This is a genomic window from Colwellia asteriadis (assembly GCF_039523295.1).
In the GTDB taxonomy this organism is placed as follows: Bacteria; Pseudomonadota; Gammaproteobacteria; order Enterobacterales; family Alteromonadaceae; genus Colwellia; species Colwellia asteriadis.
On record NZ_BAAAFA010000002.1, the window covers coordinates 35,326 to 51,251 of the forward strand.

Consider the following 15,926-nt stretch of genomic DNA (forward strand, 5'->3'; position numbering starts at 1 on the left):
TTATTAGGCGTGAAATATATTACATTGTTGCCTGTGATGCTAGCGATTGCAGCAAGCAAATTAGTTAACTCGGATTCAGGTTAAATACTAATGCTCACCACTGGATCATTCTGCGTTACTTTAATAAGTTCAATTTATTTACTAATAATATTGCAAATGATAACTATTATCATTACTATGTCGGCATTGTTAAAGTCAGGTGACTTTCTTATTAAAAATCAGGAGTGATGTGTGTCTATTTCTAACCGTTTTACCCGTTCTATTTTGTCAAAAGCTGTGGCGCTTGCTGCAACTACATTAGCACTTAATGCTTATGCAGAAGCTGAAACATCGACTAAATCTTTAGCAAAAACTACAGTAAGCAGCGAGTCGTCATCTGAGTTTAAAAAAGAAAAAGTGTCGAATCATAAAATAACCACATCGCTTTTAGATACTGCAAAAACTATCAGTGTTATTGATGCTAAAGTACTTTCAAACCAAGGTGTTACTAGTTTAAATGATGCTTTACGCAATGTTACGGGTGTTTCTACATTTGGTGCAGGTGAGGGTGGCGGTGGTAATGTAACCACCAGTGATAAAATAACCATTCGTGGTTTTAGTGCTAACGGCAATATTTATATAGATGGTATTCGAGATATTACCGGTTATTCACGCGATTTATTTAATACTGAACAAGTTGAAGTGTCGAAAGGTGCTAGCTCAAGCATTACTGGTAAAGGTTCTGCTGGCGGTACAGTAAATATGGTCACCAAAAAAGCGACGTTAGATGACTTTGCTAATGTTAATGCTTTATTAGATGATGCCGACACTAAGCGCTTAACTGCTGATATTAATACTAAGCTCGGTGATAGTAACGCTTTACGTATAAATGGCTTAGTCACCGATGGCGGCGACCCACTTGATAATGGTATTGAAACTTACCAAACCTTAGCGATTGCGCCATCTATTTATCATGAGTTTAGTGAGCGCACTAACATTACCGCGGATGTATTGTTAATGAAACAAGATAATACGCCAACCTTAGGCTTACCTTATATTTCTGAGGAAGCCGGCGCTCAAATTGGTATGGAAAGCCCGCTCAATGCTTCACTTTGGGATAAATTCTACGGTAATAAACAACGCGACTTTGAAGAAGTAAACATCAATGTAGGTACTGTTGTTATTGAACATCAATTTTCAGACACTGTTAGTTTAGTCAACCAAACTCGCTTTGCCAGTAATGATAAAAAATCAGTCACCGCACGCCCTATGATACATCGTACTTCTTACGATAGAGATACTCAAAAAAGTACATACGCCAACGAGTATGATGCTGCCTATACGTTAAATATTGATAGTGCTAATACGTTATTTGTTAACCAGTTTGATGTGCTGGCTAACTTTGCTACCGGCAGTGTTGACCATAACCTAGTGGTGGGTGTTGAGTTATATCAAGAAGAGCAAAAGACTTATAATTTAGCGAATGATATTGTTTTAGAAAATAGGTACCTGCCGATTGACCAACCTAACCCGTACCAAGGCTATACCGGCTCTATTTACCGTGATGGTGCGCCTAGCGAAGTAGAAGGCACAGGCGCCGCAATTTATGCATTAGACACGATTACATTTAATGAACAATGGTTATTAACCGTAGGCGCACGTTTTGAAGATTATAAAGCCGAAGGTTCAGCATATCAGTGGAAGCGAGTGAACGATAAATGGGTACGTGAGTTGAAAAATGGCTTAGCAGCAGATTCTACTTTTACCAGCTGGAATAGCGCCTTAAACTACAAACCAACAGAGCAGTCTAGCATTTATGTCTCTTTTGCTAACTCACAAGACCCTGCTGCTGGCGATATGGCTTTTCCGCGTCGTGAAGCTGAAAGCGAGCTTGACCCGCAAGAGTCTATTAACTTTGAGTTAGGTGCTAAAATTGATTTGTTTGATGGTAACTTACAGTTAGCCACGGCGTATTTCTCTACTACTAAAACGGTGACCGATCGCAACGATAAAGGGGAAACTTTCTTATCGGGCGAACAAGAAGCAACGGGTTTCGAGCTGAGCGTAAACGGTATGCTTAATGAGAATTTCAGCATTTTAGCTGGCTATACTCATCAAGACACCGAAGTAACTAAAGATTTCACGCCAGAATCTGTGGGTAATGGCTTATCAGCAGCACCAGAAAACAGTGCGAATATTTGGTTGCAGTATCAGCAACAAGCATTAACCCTAGCATTAGGTGCACAATACTCATCGGGCAACACCTACTGGCGTCGTAATACGGCTTATTATGAAACAGGCAGTAGTACTATTTTACAAGCAATGGCCGCTTACCAAGTTACTAAAGCTCTGCAGGTACAATTTAATGTTGATAACCTCACTGACGAAGAGTACGTTACTGATTACAGTGCCCGTGGTCACTTTCGCCCAGGTGCACCGCGTGTGATGAAACTCTCAGCAACTTATGCTTTCTAAGCGGTTAAGCTGACAATAAAATTAATAACTGAATAAATACAGGAGCTAAAACCAGCAGGTTTAGCTCCTTTTTTAGGATAAGTTTCTCAGGAGTAATATGTGTTAGTTAAATTAGAGCAAGTATTAAGTCAGGCACAAGTTGCTGAAGCACAGCAAATGCTAACCCAAGCTGATTGGGTTGACGGTAAAACTACCGCTGGGCATTTAGCGCTCGATTGTAAAAATAATTTACAGTTACCACCTGACAGTGAAACCGCTCGCCAATTAGGAGATTTTATTCTCGCGCGTTTGCATGACCACCCTTTATTTAATAGCGCAGCATTAGTGAATAAGGTTTTGCCACCCATGTTTAACTGTTATCAAAGTGCAGGGGAGTTTGGCAACCATATTGATAACGCGATTCGGTTTGTGCCAAACAGCGCCATTAAAATACGCACTGATATTTCAATTACCGTGTTTTTTTCTGAGCCTGAGAGTTATCAGGGGGGCGAGTTAATTATTGAAGACACTTACGGGCAGCAATCGGTAAAATTAAAAGCCGGCGATGCAGTGTTGTATCCATCAACCAGCACCCACCGCGTTACACCTGTAACCAAGGGCAGACGATTAGCGTCATTTTTTTGGATTCAAAGTTTAATTCGTCGTGATGATCAGCGCCGAATACTTTTTGACTTAGACCAAAGCATTCAACGCTTAACCGCGGCTAAGCAAAGTAGTGAAGAAGTAATAAAACTCAGTGGTATTTACCATAATTTATTACGTCAATGGAGCGAAACCTAAAATGGGAGCGTCATAAAATATAAGGCGGGTAAAGATATCGGCCTATTTAACGTTCCTATTTCATTGCTCTATTTCATGGTTAAGTAACACGGCGAGCATACTCACAAAGTATTTAACACTTAACAAGAAATCAAACAACAGTTGGCTTTTTTTCACTATATTCACTCATTTTAGCCAACAACTATTTGCTTCTTTACGAGGCGTGATACCCCACAAGTAAAACTCGAGTTGAATTGTTTTCCGGTGAGTGCTAGATTAAAACAATGCAAGTAAATCATACGTTTAATCTTATCTCACTTTTATGGTGGCGTTCTATTTTATAGAGCGGCGCTGAATCACATTTGTTCAAAGCCGTCGGAAGACTGCTTATGAATAACGTAATTTATGTCTCCGATGGTACAATTTAGGAGTCATATTTTGCATAATCAAATACATACCATTAAAAAAGAAAAAGTGTTAACTGGTGATAGAGCTACAGGGCAGTTGCATCTCGGACACTTTGTTGGTTCACTTCAGCAGAGAGTAGCGTTACAAAACGACTATGAACAAACCATTTTGGTTGCCGATTTACAAGGTTTAACTGATAACGGTCATAACCCCCATAAAGTATCTTCAAATATCTTGAATGTTGTTGCTGATTATTTAGCCGTTGGCATTGACCCACAAAAAACTACTATCTGCTTGCAGTCAGCGATCCCTGCATTATCTGAATTGACAATGTATTACTCAAATTTGGTATCTGTTGCTAGGTTACAGAGAAATCCAACAGTTAAAAATGAAATTGCAGGTAAGTCATTTGGAAACTCAATTCCTACGGGTTTCTTAACATACCCGATTAGCCAAGCTGCCGATATTACTGCATTTAGAGCAACGCTCATCCCTGTTGGTGATGACCAGTTACCAATGATTGAGCAAACGAATGAAATCGTGAGAAAACTAAATCATGTAGCCCAAGATAACATTTTAGTTGAGTGTCGACCGTTATTGAGTAAAGTCCCTCGTTTACCAAGCACGGATGGTAAAAGTAAAATGTCTAAATCAATGGGTAATTGTATCCTCTTAAGCTCTGGAGCAAAGGACATATCAAAGGCGGTAAAATCAATGTATACCGATCCTAATCACTTAGCAGTTGAAGACCCAGGTAAAGTTGAAGGTAATGTTGTTTTCACATATCTAGACGCATTCCATCCAGATTTGGCGTACGTTAATGATTTAAAGATTAGGTATCAAAAAGGTGGTTTAGGCGATGGAACCACAAAAAAAATTCTTGAAGAATGCTTGCAGGAAACTCTAATGCCAATTAGAGAACGTCGAGAAAAATTCATATCAGATAAAGCTCAATTGATTGAAATTCTTCGTATTGGTAGTGAAAAGTCACAAGATGAATCAAATCAAGTGTTAGGTAGCGTTAAACGAGCATTCGGTCTTAATTTGTTTCAGTAGTCGATATCAACGTGGGTATAATAATGCAATCAAGATGATGCGGTATTATACCCCTCAACCAGCACCCATCGCGTTACACCAGTAACCAAAGGCAGACGATTAGCCTCATTTTTTTGGATTCAAAGTTTATTCGTCGTGATGATCAACGCCGTATACTTTTTGATTTAGACCAAAGCATTCAGCGCTTAACCGCGGCTAAGCAAAGTAGTGACGAAGTAATAAAACTCAGTGGTATTTACCATAATTTATTACGTCAATGGAGCGAAACCTAAAATGGGAGCGTCATAAAATATAAGGCGGGTAAAGATATCGGTTTATTTAACGTTCCTATTTCATTGCTCTATTTTATGGTTAAGTAACACGGCGAGCATACTCACAAAGTATTATATTAAAGCCACTTAACTAGTCTTCGCTGTTGCCACAAAGCCGGCCTCATCACTCTTGAGTTCATTACAATAAATCATTATTAATGAGTTTATTGAGTCATATTGCTGAAAAACCCCAGTAATCCCCAAATTAGCGTAATAATTTAAGTCTTGTGATTCCTAAAGGCATGAAAGTGTGTGATATTAATAACAATTATGAGACGGGCGTTACTGAGAAGTTTATATAAGCTGTTAGGAATTTTTATAATTGTATCAATCATGAGAATATACTTAAATATTTTCGATGCTTTTCAGAAAAATTGAAAGTAATACTCAATTAACCATAAAAAAGGAATTTTTATGTCAGATCCCAAAGTTATACTACAACGATCTTTTAAAATAGGTACTGCTTTAAACTATCTCCATAAAGTGTTTTTTCGTGATGAAAAAAATGCGAACAAGTTATATTTAGCTATTTACCCTACATTAAAGTCAACGGTTCAATCAAAAGGAAGAAACTTACAAGACGCAATAGCATTACTTGAGGCACTTGCTGATGCAGCACCTTTTAGAGCAAAATCTCGGAACTTCAAAAGGAGGTATGTAGAAAGGGCTGATGGGTGGCGCTCATTACCTAAAGACCCTAATCAGATTCCTTACGGGTATTGGCACTAATTATGGGCAAAAGAAACTTGTGTAAATTGATTTTTATATTCTCTTTTCTTATGAGTTTACTTGCTGTTTATGATGGGGCAACCTTGCCTAGTATTCTTCAACCAGTCCACCCTAGTTGGCTTAGCTGGTCACTTTCTATTTCTGATATATTTATGTTGATAGCGACGTTTTGTGTGGCATTTGAATATAAAGTCCTTCCAATTAATTTTTGGAAATTTATATTGGTCAGTTATATATTTAATGCGCTATTAGCTATGTACTATGAATATAATGCTGGTGGTTACTCTCAATATGAAATTATTGGCCATGGGGCAACTTCTTTATTTATTTTAGGAATTATTTGTTTACCGATTATTTATTATTTCGATGATCTTAAAAGTGAGCATGATCATAGTGTTATGGTTAGATGAGATAACCATAAGTCATTCAATAATAACTAAAATAGTTGGTTTTTTCTCCTTCTTCGCTTATTTTTACTCTGCAATTATCAGCCCCTCAAATGGGATAGGAGAACAAGGACGTTATGAAAATATTAATTATTTTAGTGTTACTTTCCACCCAAGTTATGGCAGATAAGTCTAAAGATTTAGCTCACGTGGTTTATGTTGCAGCAATGCAAATTGATGATGGAAGTTGGTGTTTCAAAACCTCTGTAAAACATAACGATCAAGGCTGGGAGCATTATGCAGATGGTTGGCAAGTTACTGACTTAAAAGGTGTCCAATTAGGGTATCGTGAAATAACTCACCCACATGTTAACGAGCAGCCTTTTACTAGGCGCCAATGTGAAATAAAAATTCCAGTAGAAATTAATAAGGTTATTGTTAGAGCAAGAAATAATACAAACGGATATGGTGGGCAAACTGTAGAGGTAGACTTAAATAATATTGAATCTACTAAATATTCTGTTAAACGATGGGACTTTTAAGTCAGACTGGTAACTGTTTTATCAGCTTTGCTTTGCTCAAGTTTAGCCCCCATTATTTGCCTATTTTGGGCTGTTATTTTACCCTCGGCTGTTATACGCTTGAAGCTGTCACTCAACAAGCGCTTTGCAATATAAAGCTACGGCAGCCGTATTTTATCAATAGTTATATCACTAATGCTGGCGCAACCGGTTAATGCCATGGTGAGTTGTAATTCATCTTTAAGTAAGCGCAAACAATGTGCTACACCCATGGCTCCTGCGGTAGCTAATCCATAAATCACTGGGCGACCTACTAAAACGCTGTTGGCACCTAACGCTAGTGCTTTAAATATATCACTGCCAGAACGAATGCCGCTGTCGCATAGTATTTCTATGTCGTGACCTACCGCTTGTCTTATTAAGGGCAACATTTCTATGCTAGTGGGTACGCCATCTAAAATTCGACCCCCGTGGTTTGATACTATAATACCGGCCGCACCAAGCTCTTTTGCTTTTTTGGCATCGCTAACCGTTAAAATACCTTTTAAGTACACCGATAATCGCGTGTTGGCGATAATATCGCTAATGTCTTTCCAGCGTGGTGATTGGGCCAATAACCTCGACAACATCACTTGTTGAGAAGATAAGCCCGTAGCTGCTTGGTTTGACACTGATTGACTGTAAGGCTGTAAGTTTTGTGCTTGAATATGCTCGGGCAAGGAAAATTGATGGCGCTGTTCTCGATTACGTAAACCATTAATTGGCGCATCTAAAGTAATTACCAATGAGGTGTAGCCTGCTTGTTCAGCTCGCTTTATTAAATCATAGGTATGCTCTTTATCGGGCTGAATATAAAGCTGAAACCATAACGGTTGGCTGGTTTGATATTGGGCAACCTGCTCTAAAGAGGTACTTGATAATGTACTCAATACCATGGAAATGTCTTGCGCATTAGCGGCTTGTACTGTGGCAAGTTCGCCATCTTGATGGGCAAGTTGTTGATAAGCAATAGGAGCAACTAATATTGGATTTTCATGGCGCTCTGAATTGAGTATAACCCGAGTATTTATTTGATTAATATCAGGCAATAAAGTTTGCTGGAGACCAAATTTATCAAAGACGATATTGTTTGCTTTTAAGGTGCTTTCATTACCGCTTCCGCCAGCAATGTAATGCCAATGAGGTTGAGGTAATATTTGTTCAGCATAGCGCTCATAATCGTGGCAACAGGCGATATCTGCAGGAATATCATGTTGTTGTAATGAAGACATAAAAAATCCGTATTTTAAGTTAATCAATAAGTTGTAATACGAGTACGCTTAGCTAATGTAAATATACTCGTATTTAATTGATTAATAATACAGTTTTATAAGAACTAGGTATATACCTAGTTCTTCGTAGGTCGGTTTACGGCTTAAAACTGATAGCTAATATTGGCAGAAATACTACGACCTGGCTCGCTATAGCGATTAATGCCATTGTCACTCACGCCTCCTCTAAAGCCACCACTACCGTTACTAACGCGGCGCACTTTTTGCCAGCTGTAATAGTTTTCATCGGTAATATTACGCACGGCAATATTCAATGTTAAATCGTCAGTTAAGTAAATGTTAGCGTGCATATCTAATACGGTTGAGGTATCACTTAAATAGTCACTTACAGGCTCCTGTTCACCACTACTATTGGTTTTATAAGCATCGCTTGGCTTTTTCTCGGCTGTGTGGCGTAATTGAGTGCGTAGGTTCCACTTATCGGCAGAATATACCCAGGCAATAATCGCAGAACTTGGAGAAATAGACTCCATCGGATCGCCATCTTCGTATTCGCCATTAACATTTGAATAAGACGCTTGTAGGGAGTTGCTGTCATTAATTTCCCATTGCGCTTCTACCTCAAAGCCTTGGCTACTGGCTTTACCGACGTTAACGGGCATTTGATATTCGTCAGTTGTTGTAGAGCGTTTTTTGTATGAATGAGTAGTCCTATCGTAGTATGTTTCAATTTTAGGCTGAGCTAACTCACGCGTTAGTGTGGTGTATTCAATAAAGTCATCATATTGGGTTTTAAAAATGCTGGCTTTGATAAAGGCACTTTCGTTTTGCCACTGGTACGCTAATTCAAGGTTGGTGGCCGTTTCAACATCTAAATTATAATTTGGCAGTGTGGTCCAGTTATCTTCTGACGCACCGCGTGAGCCATAATAAACGTCTTGCACTGTTGGTGCCTTATAGCCTTGGTTGGCATCAAAAAATACGCTGTGGTGATTATTAATGGCGTAAATTGCTGATAGTTGCCAGCTAAGGGCTGAAATATCTACATCTTTAATTAAGTTTTGATCGTCTTGGAAAAATTCATTGGTTTGCGGTTTGTATTGGGTATTGTCGTAACGTAAACCTGCATTAACGGTTAATGCATCGGTTAACGCAATGGAGTCACGTAAATAAAGGTTGATTATGGCCACGTCGGTTTGTGGTACAAAGCTAGCGTCGCGCTCAGGGTAGTGAGTTTGTCCATTGGCTTTAGGGCGACTTAACGGGCGATAACCTGAGTCAGGAGTTGCGCCATTCCAGCGGTGATCCCACATCACATTTTCTAAACTTCTATCTTCGTATGAAAAGCCATAAACTAAATCGTGTTTAACACTGCCAGTCGCGAAATCTTTACTTAAATCAAAATCAAATTTTAAGTTTTCTTGTGTGAAATTACGGTTTTCTTGGCGTAAATAAGGGCTAGCATACTCAACACAGCGACGTCCTTCGGCTTTTAAGCAGCCCGCGTATAGCATGTTAGTTACCCCTTGGGTAAACAACTCTTGGTAGTTTAGTTCCCAAGAAAGTTCATCAAAAGCAACATTATTCGCTTGCCAAGTATAAAAAGCGCCCATACGTTTACGGTTTGACTCATCTTCGGTCCAACGCGCTGGCATTTGTTGAGTAACACGCGATAGGTTATTTAAATCACTACTGGCATCACTTTGCTCAAATACTATTCCAAAGTTTTGTGCGGCGGTTAACTGGTATGATGATTTAAACAAAAACGATAATCTATCGGTTGCTAATGGGTCGGGTATTTCACGTGCTGAACCGCTAATATTCTCGCCATCGCTATGCGACTTTGTTTCTTCACCGTCGCGCTTAGTGACCATAAATAGGGTTGAAAAATCACCGCTATTATTGGCTAAAGCTGCCGAGTATAGCTGCTCAGCATTTCTACCGTCATAGCCAGCTTTTATACTCACCACGGTATCGTCTTCATCTGTTGTTATATAATCAGCGGCACTTTTGGTTTCAAATAATACTGCGCCGCCTAAGGCGCCACTGCCAGAGCGTACCGAGTCAGCACCTTTAACAATTGTTACCGATTTCATATGCTCTATTTCAGCGCCATTACGACCAGAACTAAAAAATTCATAAGGACCAAAGCCAGGAGGATCTAAACTTTCACCTTGTGACATGCCATCGACTAAAATTGCCACGCGATCGCTGTCCATACCACGAATGGTAAAGCCATTGGCACCAAATCGCCCTAAATCAGCAACTTCAACACCGGCTACTGAATCAGCCAAGTCGTAAATGTTTTCAATATTACGGCGCTCTATTTCATCCATATTAAGTACGCGTTCATTACTCGCGGTTAATTTTTTTTCGCCTTCGACTACCGTTTTATTTAAGGTTTTTTGATCATTGTTTAGGGCTTGAGCTTGAGCAGGTAAGCAAGCAGTAAAAATTGATAACGCAAGAAAAGAGTAGGTACAACGCACAATATATTCCTTTGAAAGTAGGGGATTAAATAACTTGATGCGAATGATAATGAATATCATTTTGGTTTGCAAGAGTTTGTATTTATTGTGTTACTTTAAGTAATGTCTATAAGGATTAATAAAAGGGTACTAACCATTGCTTCTAAAAGTTAATTAGTTGCAGTTTTTCTTTTTGCATCACTATCAAATAAAAGTATAATGAGAATGATTATTAATTACCTCGTGTGTTTTTGTTCATTAGATAACTTTTAAATCTTATTTAGGGGTCAGCAGAAATAAGATTTTTACTATCAAAATAATGCGCGAATATGTTGTTTCTGGGTTAGGAAAATGGTTATTTATGTTGTCTCAATCTGTCATTTTAAATTTTGAACCTGACAATGCAGTCACGAGTTATGAGGAGTTAGATAAGCAAGCACTATCTCAACTTTATATTGACCATCAACCTTGGTTGCATCAATGGTTGTGTCGTAAATTAGGCTGTTCATATCAGGCTGCAGATTTAGCGCAAGATGCCTTTATTAAGCTACTTACCCAGCAACACCAGAAGCTAAGAGAGCCAAGAGCTTATTTACAAGTATTGGCACAACGAACACTTTTTGATTTTTGGCGGCGAAAAGAGTTAGAGCAAAGCTATAGTCAAATGTTGCTAACTCAAGAGCAAAGTTATTATCCAAGTGAAGAAACACGAGCGTTAGTAATTGAGGCAATTAATCAATTAGATCAGCTACTTTATAGGCTCGACGTAGTAACTCGACAAGTTTTTTTATTAAGCCAATTGCGCCAATTTACTTATCAAGAAATTGCCGAACAAATGGCTATTTCGGTAATGACAGTGCGACGACATATGAAAAAAGCGATTTTAGCTTGCGTAAGCACATAAGTTGGAAATAAACATATGAGCTTCTCTAGTGAGCAAAATATTGATGAGGCAGATAATTTAGCTGAGCAACTACGAGAACAAGCAATTGATTGGATGGTTACTTTGCAATCGGGCGAGGTTACCGCACAAGAACAACAGCGTTTTTTGGCTTGGCTTACGTTAAGCACACAGCATCAAGCCGTATGGCAAAGCATTACGGATTCAATAACGCAACCTACTAAAGCATTACAAGATTTATCTCATACTCAACAGCCACTCGTTGAACAAGTATTACTGCGAAATAACACAGCGTTTTCAATTAAGCGAAGAGCTTTTTTGCGTAATAGTATTGTGGTTGTTGCTCTGGTAGGAGTCGCTCATCGCTATCAGCCACTATCTAACCTAACAGCAGACTTCAGTACAGGGACAGGTGAACGTGCAACGCATACTTTAGCTGACGGAAGCGAGTTAATTTTAAATGCTAGAACACAAGTGAATATTAATGTTACTCGTGCCCATGGCTTGACCGACTTAAACAGAATACTTTATTTAACTCAGGGTGAGTTACAACTGACAAGTAATCAGCAAACAACGCCTTTTATTATTCAATGTCGCGATGGCGATATTTCACTCGAGAGTAATGAAAAAGCAAACCACTGTTTGGTTAAGCAATATGAAGATCAGACTTTTGTTTTAGCATTAACAGGAAAATTAGCACTAAAAAATAAGCAGGGCAGTACTCGTTATTTGAACGCAGGAGAGGGGGTATACTTTAATGAAGTGTCTATAGAGCAAACACAAAATAATTTGAACCATAAAACTCAGTGGTCACAGGGACTTTATTTAGCAAAAAACGAATCATTACATGCGCTCACACAAGCATTGTCTGATTATTATCCAGGCTTTATTCATGTGTCAGCCGAGGCGAAAAAATTACAGGTGTATGGCGGCTATCCTCTTGATGAACTCGATAAAACTTTTACTACACTCGAACAAACCTTAGCCATTAAGGTTCGCCGTTTGGGTGATGTGGTAACATTTATTACATTAGCTTAATCCCTCATTTAGTCATTATTCAAATCATTTAATAATCACCCTGAGCTCAGCTTAACAAATGTTGCTCTAGCAACTACTTTCCCTAACTTCTTCGTTAAATTTACTTGCAATAGGCCAGCTATTGACGCGAAATTTTCCTTGAATTAAGTCAATACAGTGAACACTTTTTCAAAGTCATTCGACATAAGCATTAAGAAATGATTTTAACCAATAGACTTTACATGGAGATTTTTTAATATTATGCGTAAACAGACATTACTTGCTCTTGCTATATCGAGTGTATGTACAGGGTTACTGTATAGTTCGCAAGCGCTTGCAAACCAAAACATAGTACAACCACTTCCAACGAATACTCACCAACAAGTATTTAACATTAATTTACCTGCGGGTGTACTCGGCGATAATTTAGTGGCGTTATCAAAACAAACAGGCAAGAGTATTTCGGTAAACTCAACGTTAATTAAAGGCATGAACAGTGCCGCGGTTAAGGGTAGTTATAATACACAACAAGCAATTAATGCACTGATTATTAATCTACCGTTAACACTGCATGAAACATCGGCAAATAGTTTTACGTTAAAGGCGGCAGCTAGCCAAAAAAAGCAAGCTTATACGTTAGCAACTACTCAAGTGGTTGGTGCTCAAGAAAAGGCATTAGGTCCTGTTGATGGCTATGTGGCTAAGCGCAGCGCGACGGGCACTAAAACCGATACTCCCATTATTGAAACACCTCAGTCTATTTCGGTATTTACGGCAGATCGTATTGAGGCATTAGGGGCTAGTCGTTTAACTGAGGCGTTAAGTTATGCGCCGGGTGTTAATGTCTCGCCGTTTGGTGATTTGGCGCAATATGACTGGTTAACTTTACGTGGTTTTGATGCTTATAGTCCGGGCTTTTATTTAGATGGAATGCAATTGCGCAATAATGGTAACTGGGGTTTATGGTTAACTGAAAATTATGGTCTTGAGCGTATTGAATTATTGCGTGGCCCTTCGTCTGTGTTATATGGTTAAAATGGGCCAGGTGGCTTAATTAATATGGTCAGTAAAAGACCGTTAGCAGAAGGTAAAAAGGAAGTTGAGCTGCAATTAGGTAGTGATGACCATAAACAAATAGCCGCTGACTTCTCTGGTAAGTTAAGTGCAGACGGTGACTGGCTATACCGCTTAGTAACCTTAGTACGAGATGCTGATTTATCAAGCGAGGATCTCAAAAATGATCGTGTGTTTATTGCACCATCCTTAACATGGCAACCTACAGAGCAAACCAGTTTAACCCTGTTATCGCAATATTTAGATGCGGATGCTGGCGCGGTTTGGCCTGGCTATCCGTTAGAAGGCACTTTATTAGATAACCCTAATGGAAAAATTCCACAATCAACACTTATCGGTGAGCCTGATTTTAATCGTTATGTGCAAGAGCAATGGATGGTCGGTTATGATTTTACACACCAGTTTTCTGATACTTGGCGTATTGCACAGAGTGCTCGTTATGGTGATTATGATCTTGATTATGGTGTTGTTTGGGGGAAATGGTTGACCACAAATGAGCAAGATCCTAATCATGCAGAAAACTTTCGCCTTTATGACAGAACACCGTTTCAAAGTATTGAAACTACTACATCATTCACACTAGACAGTCGTGCTGTTGCAGAGTTTACTCTGGGTCGCTGGCAACATACTTTACTTATGGGGGTTGATTACCAAGAAACAGAAAACGACACTATTGCGAATTGGGGCGGTGATTTAGCTCCACTTGATTTATTTAATCCTGTTTATGGTGCGCAAGTGACCATGAATGCTCCGTTTATTAATGCCGTTACTGAATTAAGTCAAACGGGATTTTATGTCCAAGAGCAGCTTAAATTTGATGAGCGTTGGGTGCTTACTTTAGGGGCTCGCTACGACAAGGCTAAAGTAAGCACAACGGATAGGGGCTCACAAGCAACAACATCACAGTCTGATGGTGAATGGTCAACACGCGCAGGCTTGGTTTATTTGGCCAGCAATGGTTTTTCGCCTTATTTAAGTTATGCAGAATCATTCTCTCCTAATACGTCAGTTGACCCATTAACAGGAAAACCATTTTCACCTGAAGCGGGACGACAATATGAAGTAGGACTGCGTTATCAACCTAATAACCAGCAAGCGAGTTATAGTATTGCCGCTTTTGACTTGGTGAGACAAGACTATATTGTTTGGGAGTGGCAACCTAACCCTGGACCAAGACAAACGGGTGAAACCACAGTGCAAGGGGTGGAATTTGAAGCCTTAGTTGAAGCAACCGAAAGTATGAATGTTACTGCAAGTTATAGCTGGACACCTAAAGCTGATGTTACGCAAAGTGTGAATGTGAGCACTGTGGGTAAGCAAGACAAAGCCGTTTCAGAGCACCAAGCGAATGCGTGGCTTGACTATCAGTTTGAAAACAACTTAACGCTAGGGTTTGGTGTACGCTTTGTTGGCGGTAACTGGGGCAATCAAGAAAAAGCACCTATTAAAGTTTCTTCATATACTTTATTTGACGCTTCAATAGGTTATCAAGTTGATAACTGGCAATTACGCTTAAATGCCCGCAACCTTGGTGATAAAGATTACTTGTCGGGTTGTAATGACACGGGTTGCTATTATGGTGAACGTCGTAAAGTTGTCGCCTCATTAACCTATCAATGGTAAATCGTCTTCGACAAATGTGTTGAGTAACCTAGAGCATGGATGCTCTATATACGCTAGCAATGTTTGTCGCTTATGCTTGATTGCATATAACGATTGCATTACATTGTTTTTAAAGTTTATTTTTAGCTAACTGTAGAACGTTTATTCAAGGAGAAGTGCGTGCCTTTATTGTTTACCGTTATTATCTGTACGTTGCTTGCAGGGCTTGGGATGACGTTAGGCGCTGTTATTGCGCGTTTCGAAAATATTGCCAAAGATTGGCTTGAGCAAGAATTCAGACATGGCGTGATGGCATTTGGTGGTGGCGCACTATTATCTGCGGTTGCTTTGGTTTTAGTGCCTGAAGGTATTGCGCACCTTACACCTACATGGGCTTGTTTATGGTTTATTGTTGGTGGCGCGAGCTTTATGTTACTCGATATTTTTCTCAATAAAATTAATACACCAGCGAGTCAGCTTGCAGCAATGTTGTCGGATTTTATTCCCGAGTCTATTGCCTTAGGTGCGGCTTTTGCTACGGGAAGTAGCAGTGCTTTTTTGCTTGCTGGTTTAATCGCTCTGCAAAATATTCCTGAAGGGTTTAGTGCTTATCGTGAATTGAATGCAAGTGGTGCCTATAAACCTCGAAAAATCATAATATTGTTTACCATAATGGCTTTACTTGGCCCTATTGCCGGTATTTCAGGTTATTTTTGGTTAGCTGATTTACCGAATGTGCTTGCCGCTATTATGTTGTTTGCTGCAGGCGGCATTCTCTATTCAATTTTTCAAGATCTTGCCCCACAAGTGAAATTAGAAAAACACTGGGCGCCACCTATGGGCGCGGTACTTGGTTTTGTGTTGGGTTTACTGGGTTTTATGTTAACCGCCTAGGCAACTTATCGTCAGTATTATGGTCTTATCTATTTCAATGCTCGTTTGTGCGAGCAAAACCTCCTATATTAATAT

The 15,926-nt window shown here is 39.3% G+C and carries 12 protein-coding genes and 2 pseudogenes; 12 read left to right on the top strand and 2 right to left on the bottom strand.

Going from position 1 to position 15,926, the window contains the following annotated elements; all coding sequences use genetic code 11:
• Window positions 1–231 precede the first annotated feature (231 nt).
• The 7 genes and pseudogenes from ABD005_RS03300 to ABD005_RS03330 all read left to right on the top strand — a co-directional run bounded on the left by ABD005_RS03300 (window position 232) and on the right by ABD005_RS03330 (window position 6,645).
• On the top strand, window positions 232–2,454 hold the full coding sequence (locus ABD005_RS03300) for a TonB-dependent receptor (protein ID WP_343814933.1): 2,223 nt from the start codon (window positions 232–234) through the stop codon (window positions 2,452–2,454).
• A gap of 99 nt (window positions 2,455–2,553) precedes the next feature.
• Window positions 2,554–3,234 (top strand): Fe2+-dependent dioxygenase, encoded by a 681-nt coding sequence (locus tag ABD005_RS03305; RefSeq protein ID WP_343814935.1) that lies wholly within the window; start codon window positions 2,554–2,556, stop codon window positions 3,232–3,234.
• A gap of 417 nt (window positions 3,235–3,651) precedes the next feature.
• On the top strand, window positions 3,652–4,677 hold the full coding sequence (gene trpS, locus ABD005_RS03310) for a tryptophan--tRNA ligase (RefSeq protein ID WP_343814937.1): 1,026 nt from the start codon (window positions 3,652–3,654) through the stop codon (window positions 4,675–4,677).
• Window positions 4,678–4,719: 42 nt separating this feature from the next.
• Window positions 4,720–4,949, top strand: a pseudogene (locus ABD005_RS03315) (PKHD-type hydroxylase); the annotation flags it as partial.
• 453 nt (window positions 4,950–5,402) lie between these two features.
• Window positions 5,403–5,717 (top strand): hypothetical protein, encoded by a 315-nt coding sequence (locus ABD005_RS03320; RefSeq protein ID WP_343814939.1) that lies wholly within the window; start codon window positions 5,403–5,405, stop codon window positions 5,715–5,717.
• Between the two features lie 2 nt (window positions 5,718–5,719).
• Window positions 5,720–6,127, top strand: coding sequence for a hypothetical protein (locus ABD005_RS03325; RefSeq protein WP_343814941.1), 408 nt, complete (start codon window positions 5,720–5,722; stop codon window positions 6,125–6,127).
• Between the two features lie 113 nt (window positions 6,128–6,240).
• The gene (locus ABD005_RS03330; RefSeq protein ID WP_215978461.1) at window positions 6,241–6,645 is read left to right on the top strand and encodes a hypothetical protein; all 405 of its coding nucleotides are present in this window, start codon (window positions 6,241–6,243) and stop codon (window positions 6,643–6,645) included.
• 137 nt (window positions 6,646–6,782) lie between these two features.
• On the opposite strand, the gene ABD005_RS03335 is transcribed toward ABD005_RS03330, so the two are convergent.
• Both ABD005_RS03335 and ABD005_RS03340 read right to left on the bottom strand, forming a co-directional pair.
• Window positions 6,783–7,895 (bottom strand): alpha-hydroxy acid oxidase, encoded by a 1,113-nt coding sequence (locus tag ABD005_RS03335; RefSeq protein WP_343814945.1) that lies wholly within the window; start codon window positions 7,893–7,895, stop codon window positions 6,783–6,785.
• A gap of 143 nt (window positions 7,896–8,038) precedes the next feature.
• Window positions 8,039–10,384 (bottom strand): TonB-dependent hemoglobin/transferrin/lactoferrin family receptor, encoded by a 2,346-nt coding sequence (locus ABD005_RS03340; RefSeq protein ID WP_343814948.1) that lies wholly within the window; start codon window positions 10,382–10,384, stop codon window positions 8,039–8,041.
• 340 nt (window positions 10,385–10,724) lie between these two features.
• Between ABD005_RS03340 and ABD005_RS03345 the strand changes: the two genes are divergently transcribed.
• The 5 genes and pseudogenes from ABD005_RS03345 to ABD005_RS03365 all read left to right on the top strand — a co-directional run bounded on the left by ABD005_RS03345 (window position 10,725) and on the right by ABD005_RS03365 (window position 15,851).
• Complete coding sequence (locus ABD005_RS03345) at window positions 10,725–11,267, top strand: sigma-70 family RNA polymerase sigma factor (RefSeq protein WP_343814951.1); 543 nt, start codon at window positions 10,725–10,727, stop codon at window positions 11,265–11,267.
• A gap of 15 nt (window positions 11,268–11,282) precedes the next feature.
• Window positions 11,283–12,302: a FecR family protein gene (locus ABD005_RS03350; RefSeq protein ID WP_343814954.1), complete on the top strand. Its 1,020-nt coding sequence runs from the start codon at window positions 11,283–11,285 to the stop codon at window positions 12,300–12,302.
• Window positions 12,303–12,542: 240 nt separating this feature from the next.
• A complete protein-coding gene (locus tag ABD005_RS03355; protein WP_343814956.1) occupies window positions 12,543–13,316 on the top strand; it encodes a TonB-dependent receptor in 774 nt (257 codons plus the stop codon).
• Between the two features lie 15 nt (window positions 13,317–13,331).
• Window positions 13,332–14,978, top strand: a pseudogene (locus tag ABD005_RS03360) (TonB-dependent siderophore receptor); the annotation flags it as partial.
• Between the two features lie 159 nt (window positions 14,979–15,137).
• Complete coding sequence (locus tag ABD005_RS03365) at window positions 15,138–15,851, top strand: ZIP family metal transporter (RefSeq protein WP_215978464.1); 714 nt, start codon at window positions 15,138–15,140, stop codon at window positions 15,849–15,851.
• Window positions 15,852–15,926: the final 75 nt, after the last annotated feature.

Excerpts from the sequence above, each read along its gene's own strand:
- ABD005_RS03320 (WP_343814939.1), top strand. The coding sequence starts at position 5,403 with ATGTCAGATCCCAAAGTTATACTACAACGATCTTTTAAAATAGGTACT.
- ABD005_RS03325 (WP_343814941.1), top strand. The coding sequence starts at position 5,720 with ATGGGCAAAAGAAACTTGTGTAAATTGATTTTTATATTCTCTTTTCTT.
- ABD005_RS03330 (WP_215978461.1), top strand. The coding sequence starts at position 6,241 with ATGAAAATATTAATTATTTTAGTGTTACTTTCCACCCAAGTTATGGCA.
- ABD005_RS03335 (WP_343814945.1), bottom strand. The coding sequence starts at position 7,895 with ATGTCTTCATTACAACAACATGATATTCCTGCAGATATCGCCTGTTGC.
- ABD005_RS03345 (WP_343814951.1), top strand. The coding sequence starts at position 10,725 with ATGTTGTCTCAATCTGTCATTTTAAATTTTGAACCTGACAATGCAGTC.
- ABD005_RS03350 (WP_343814954.1), top strand. The coding sequence starts at position 11,283 with ATGAGCTTCTCTAGTGAGCAAAATATTGATGAGGCAGATAATTTAGCT.
- ABD005_RS03355 (WP_343814956.1), top strand. The coding sequence starts at position 12,543 with ATGCGTAAACAGACATTACTTGCTCTTGCTATATCGAGTGTATGTACA.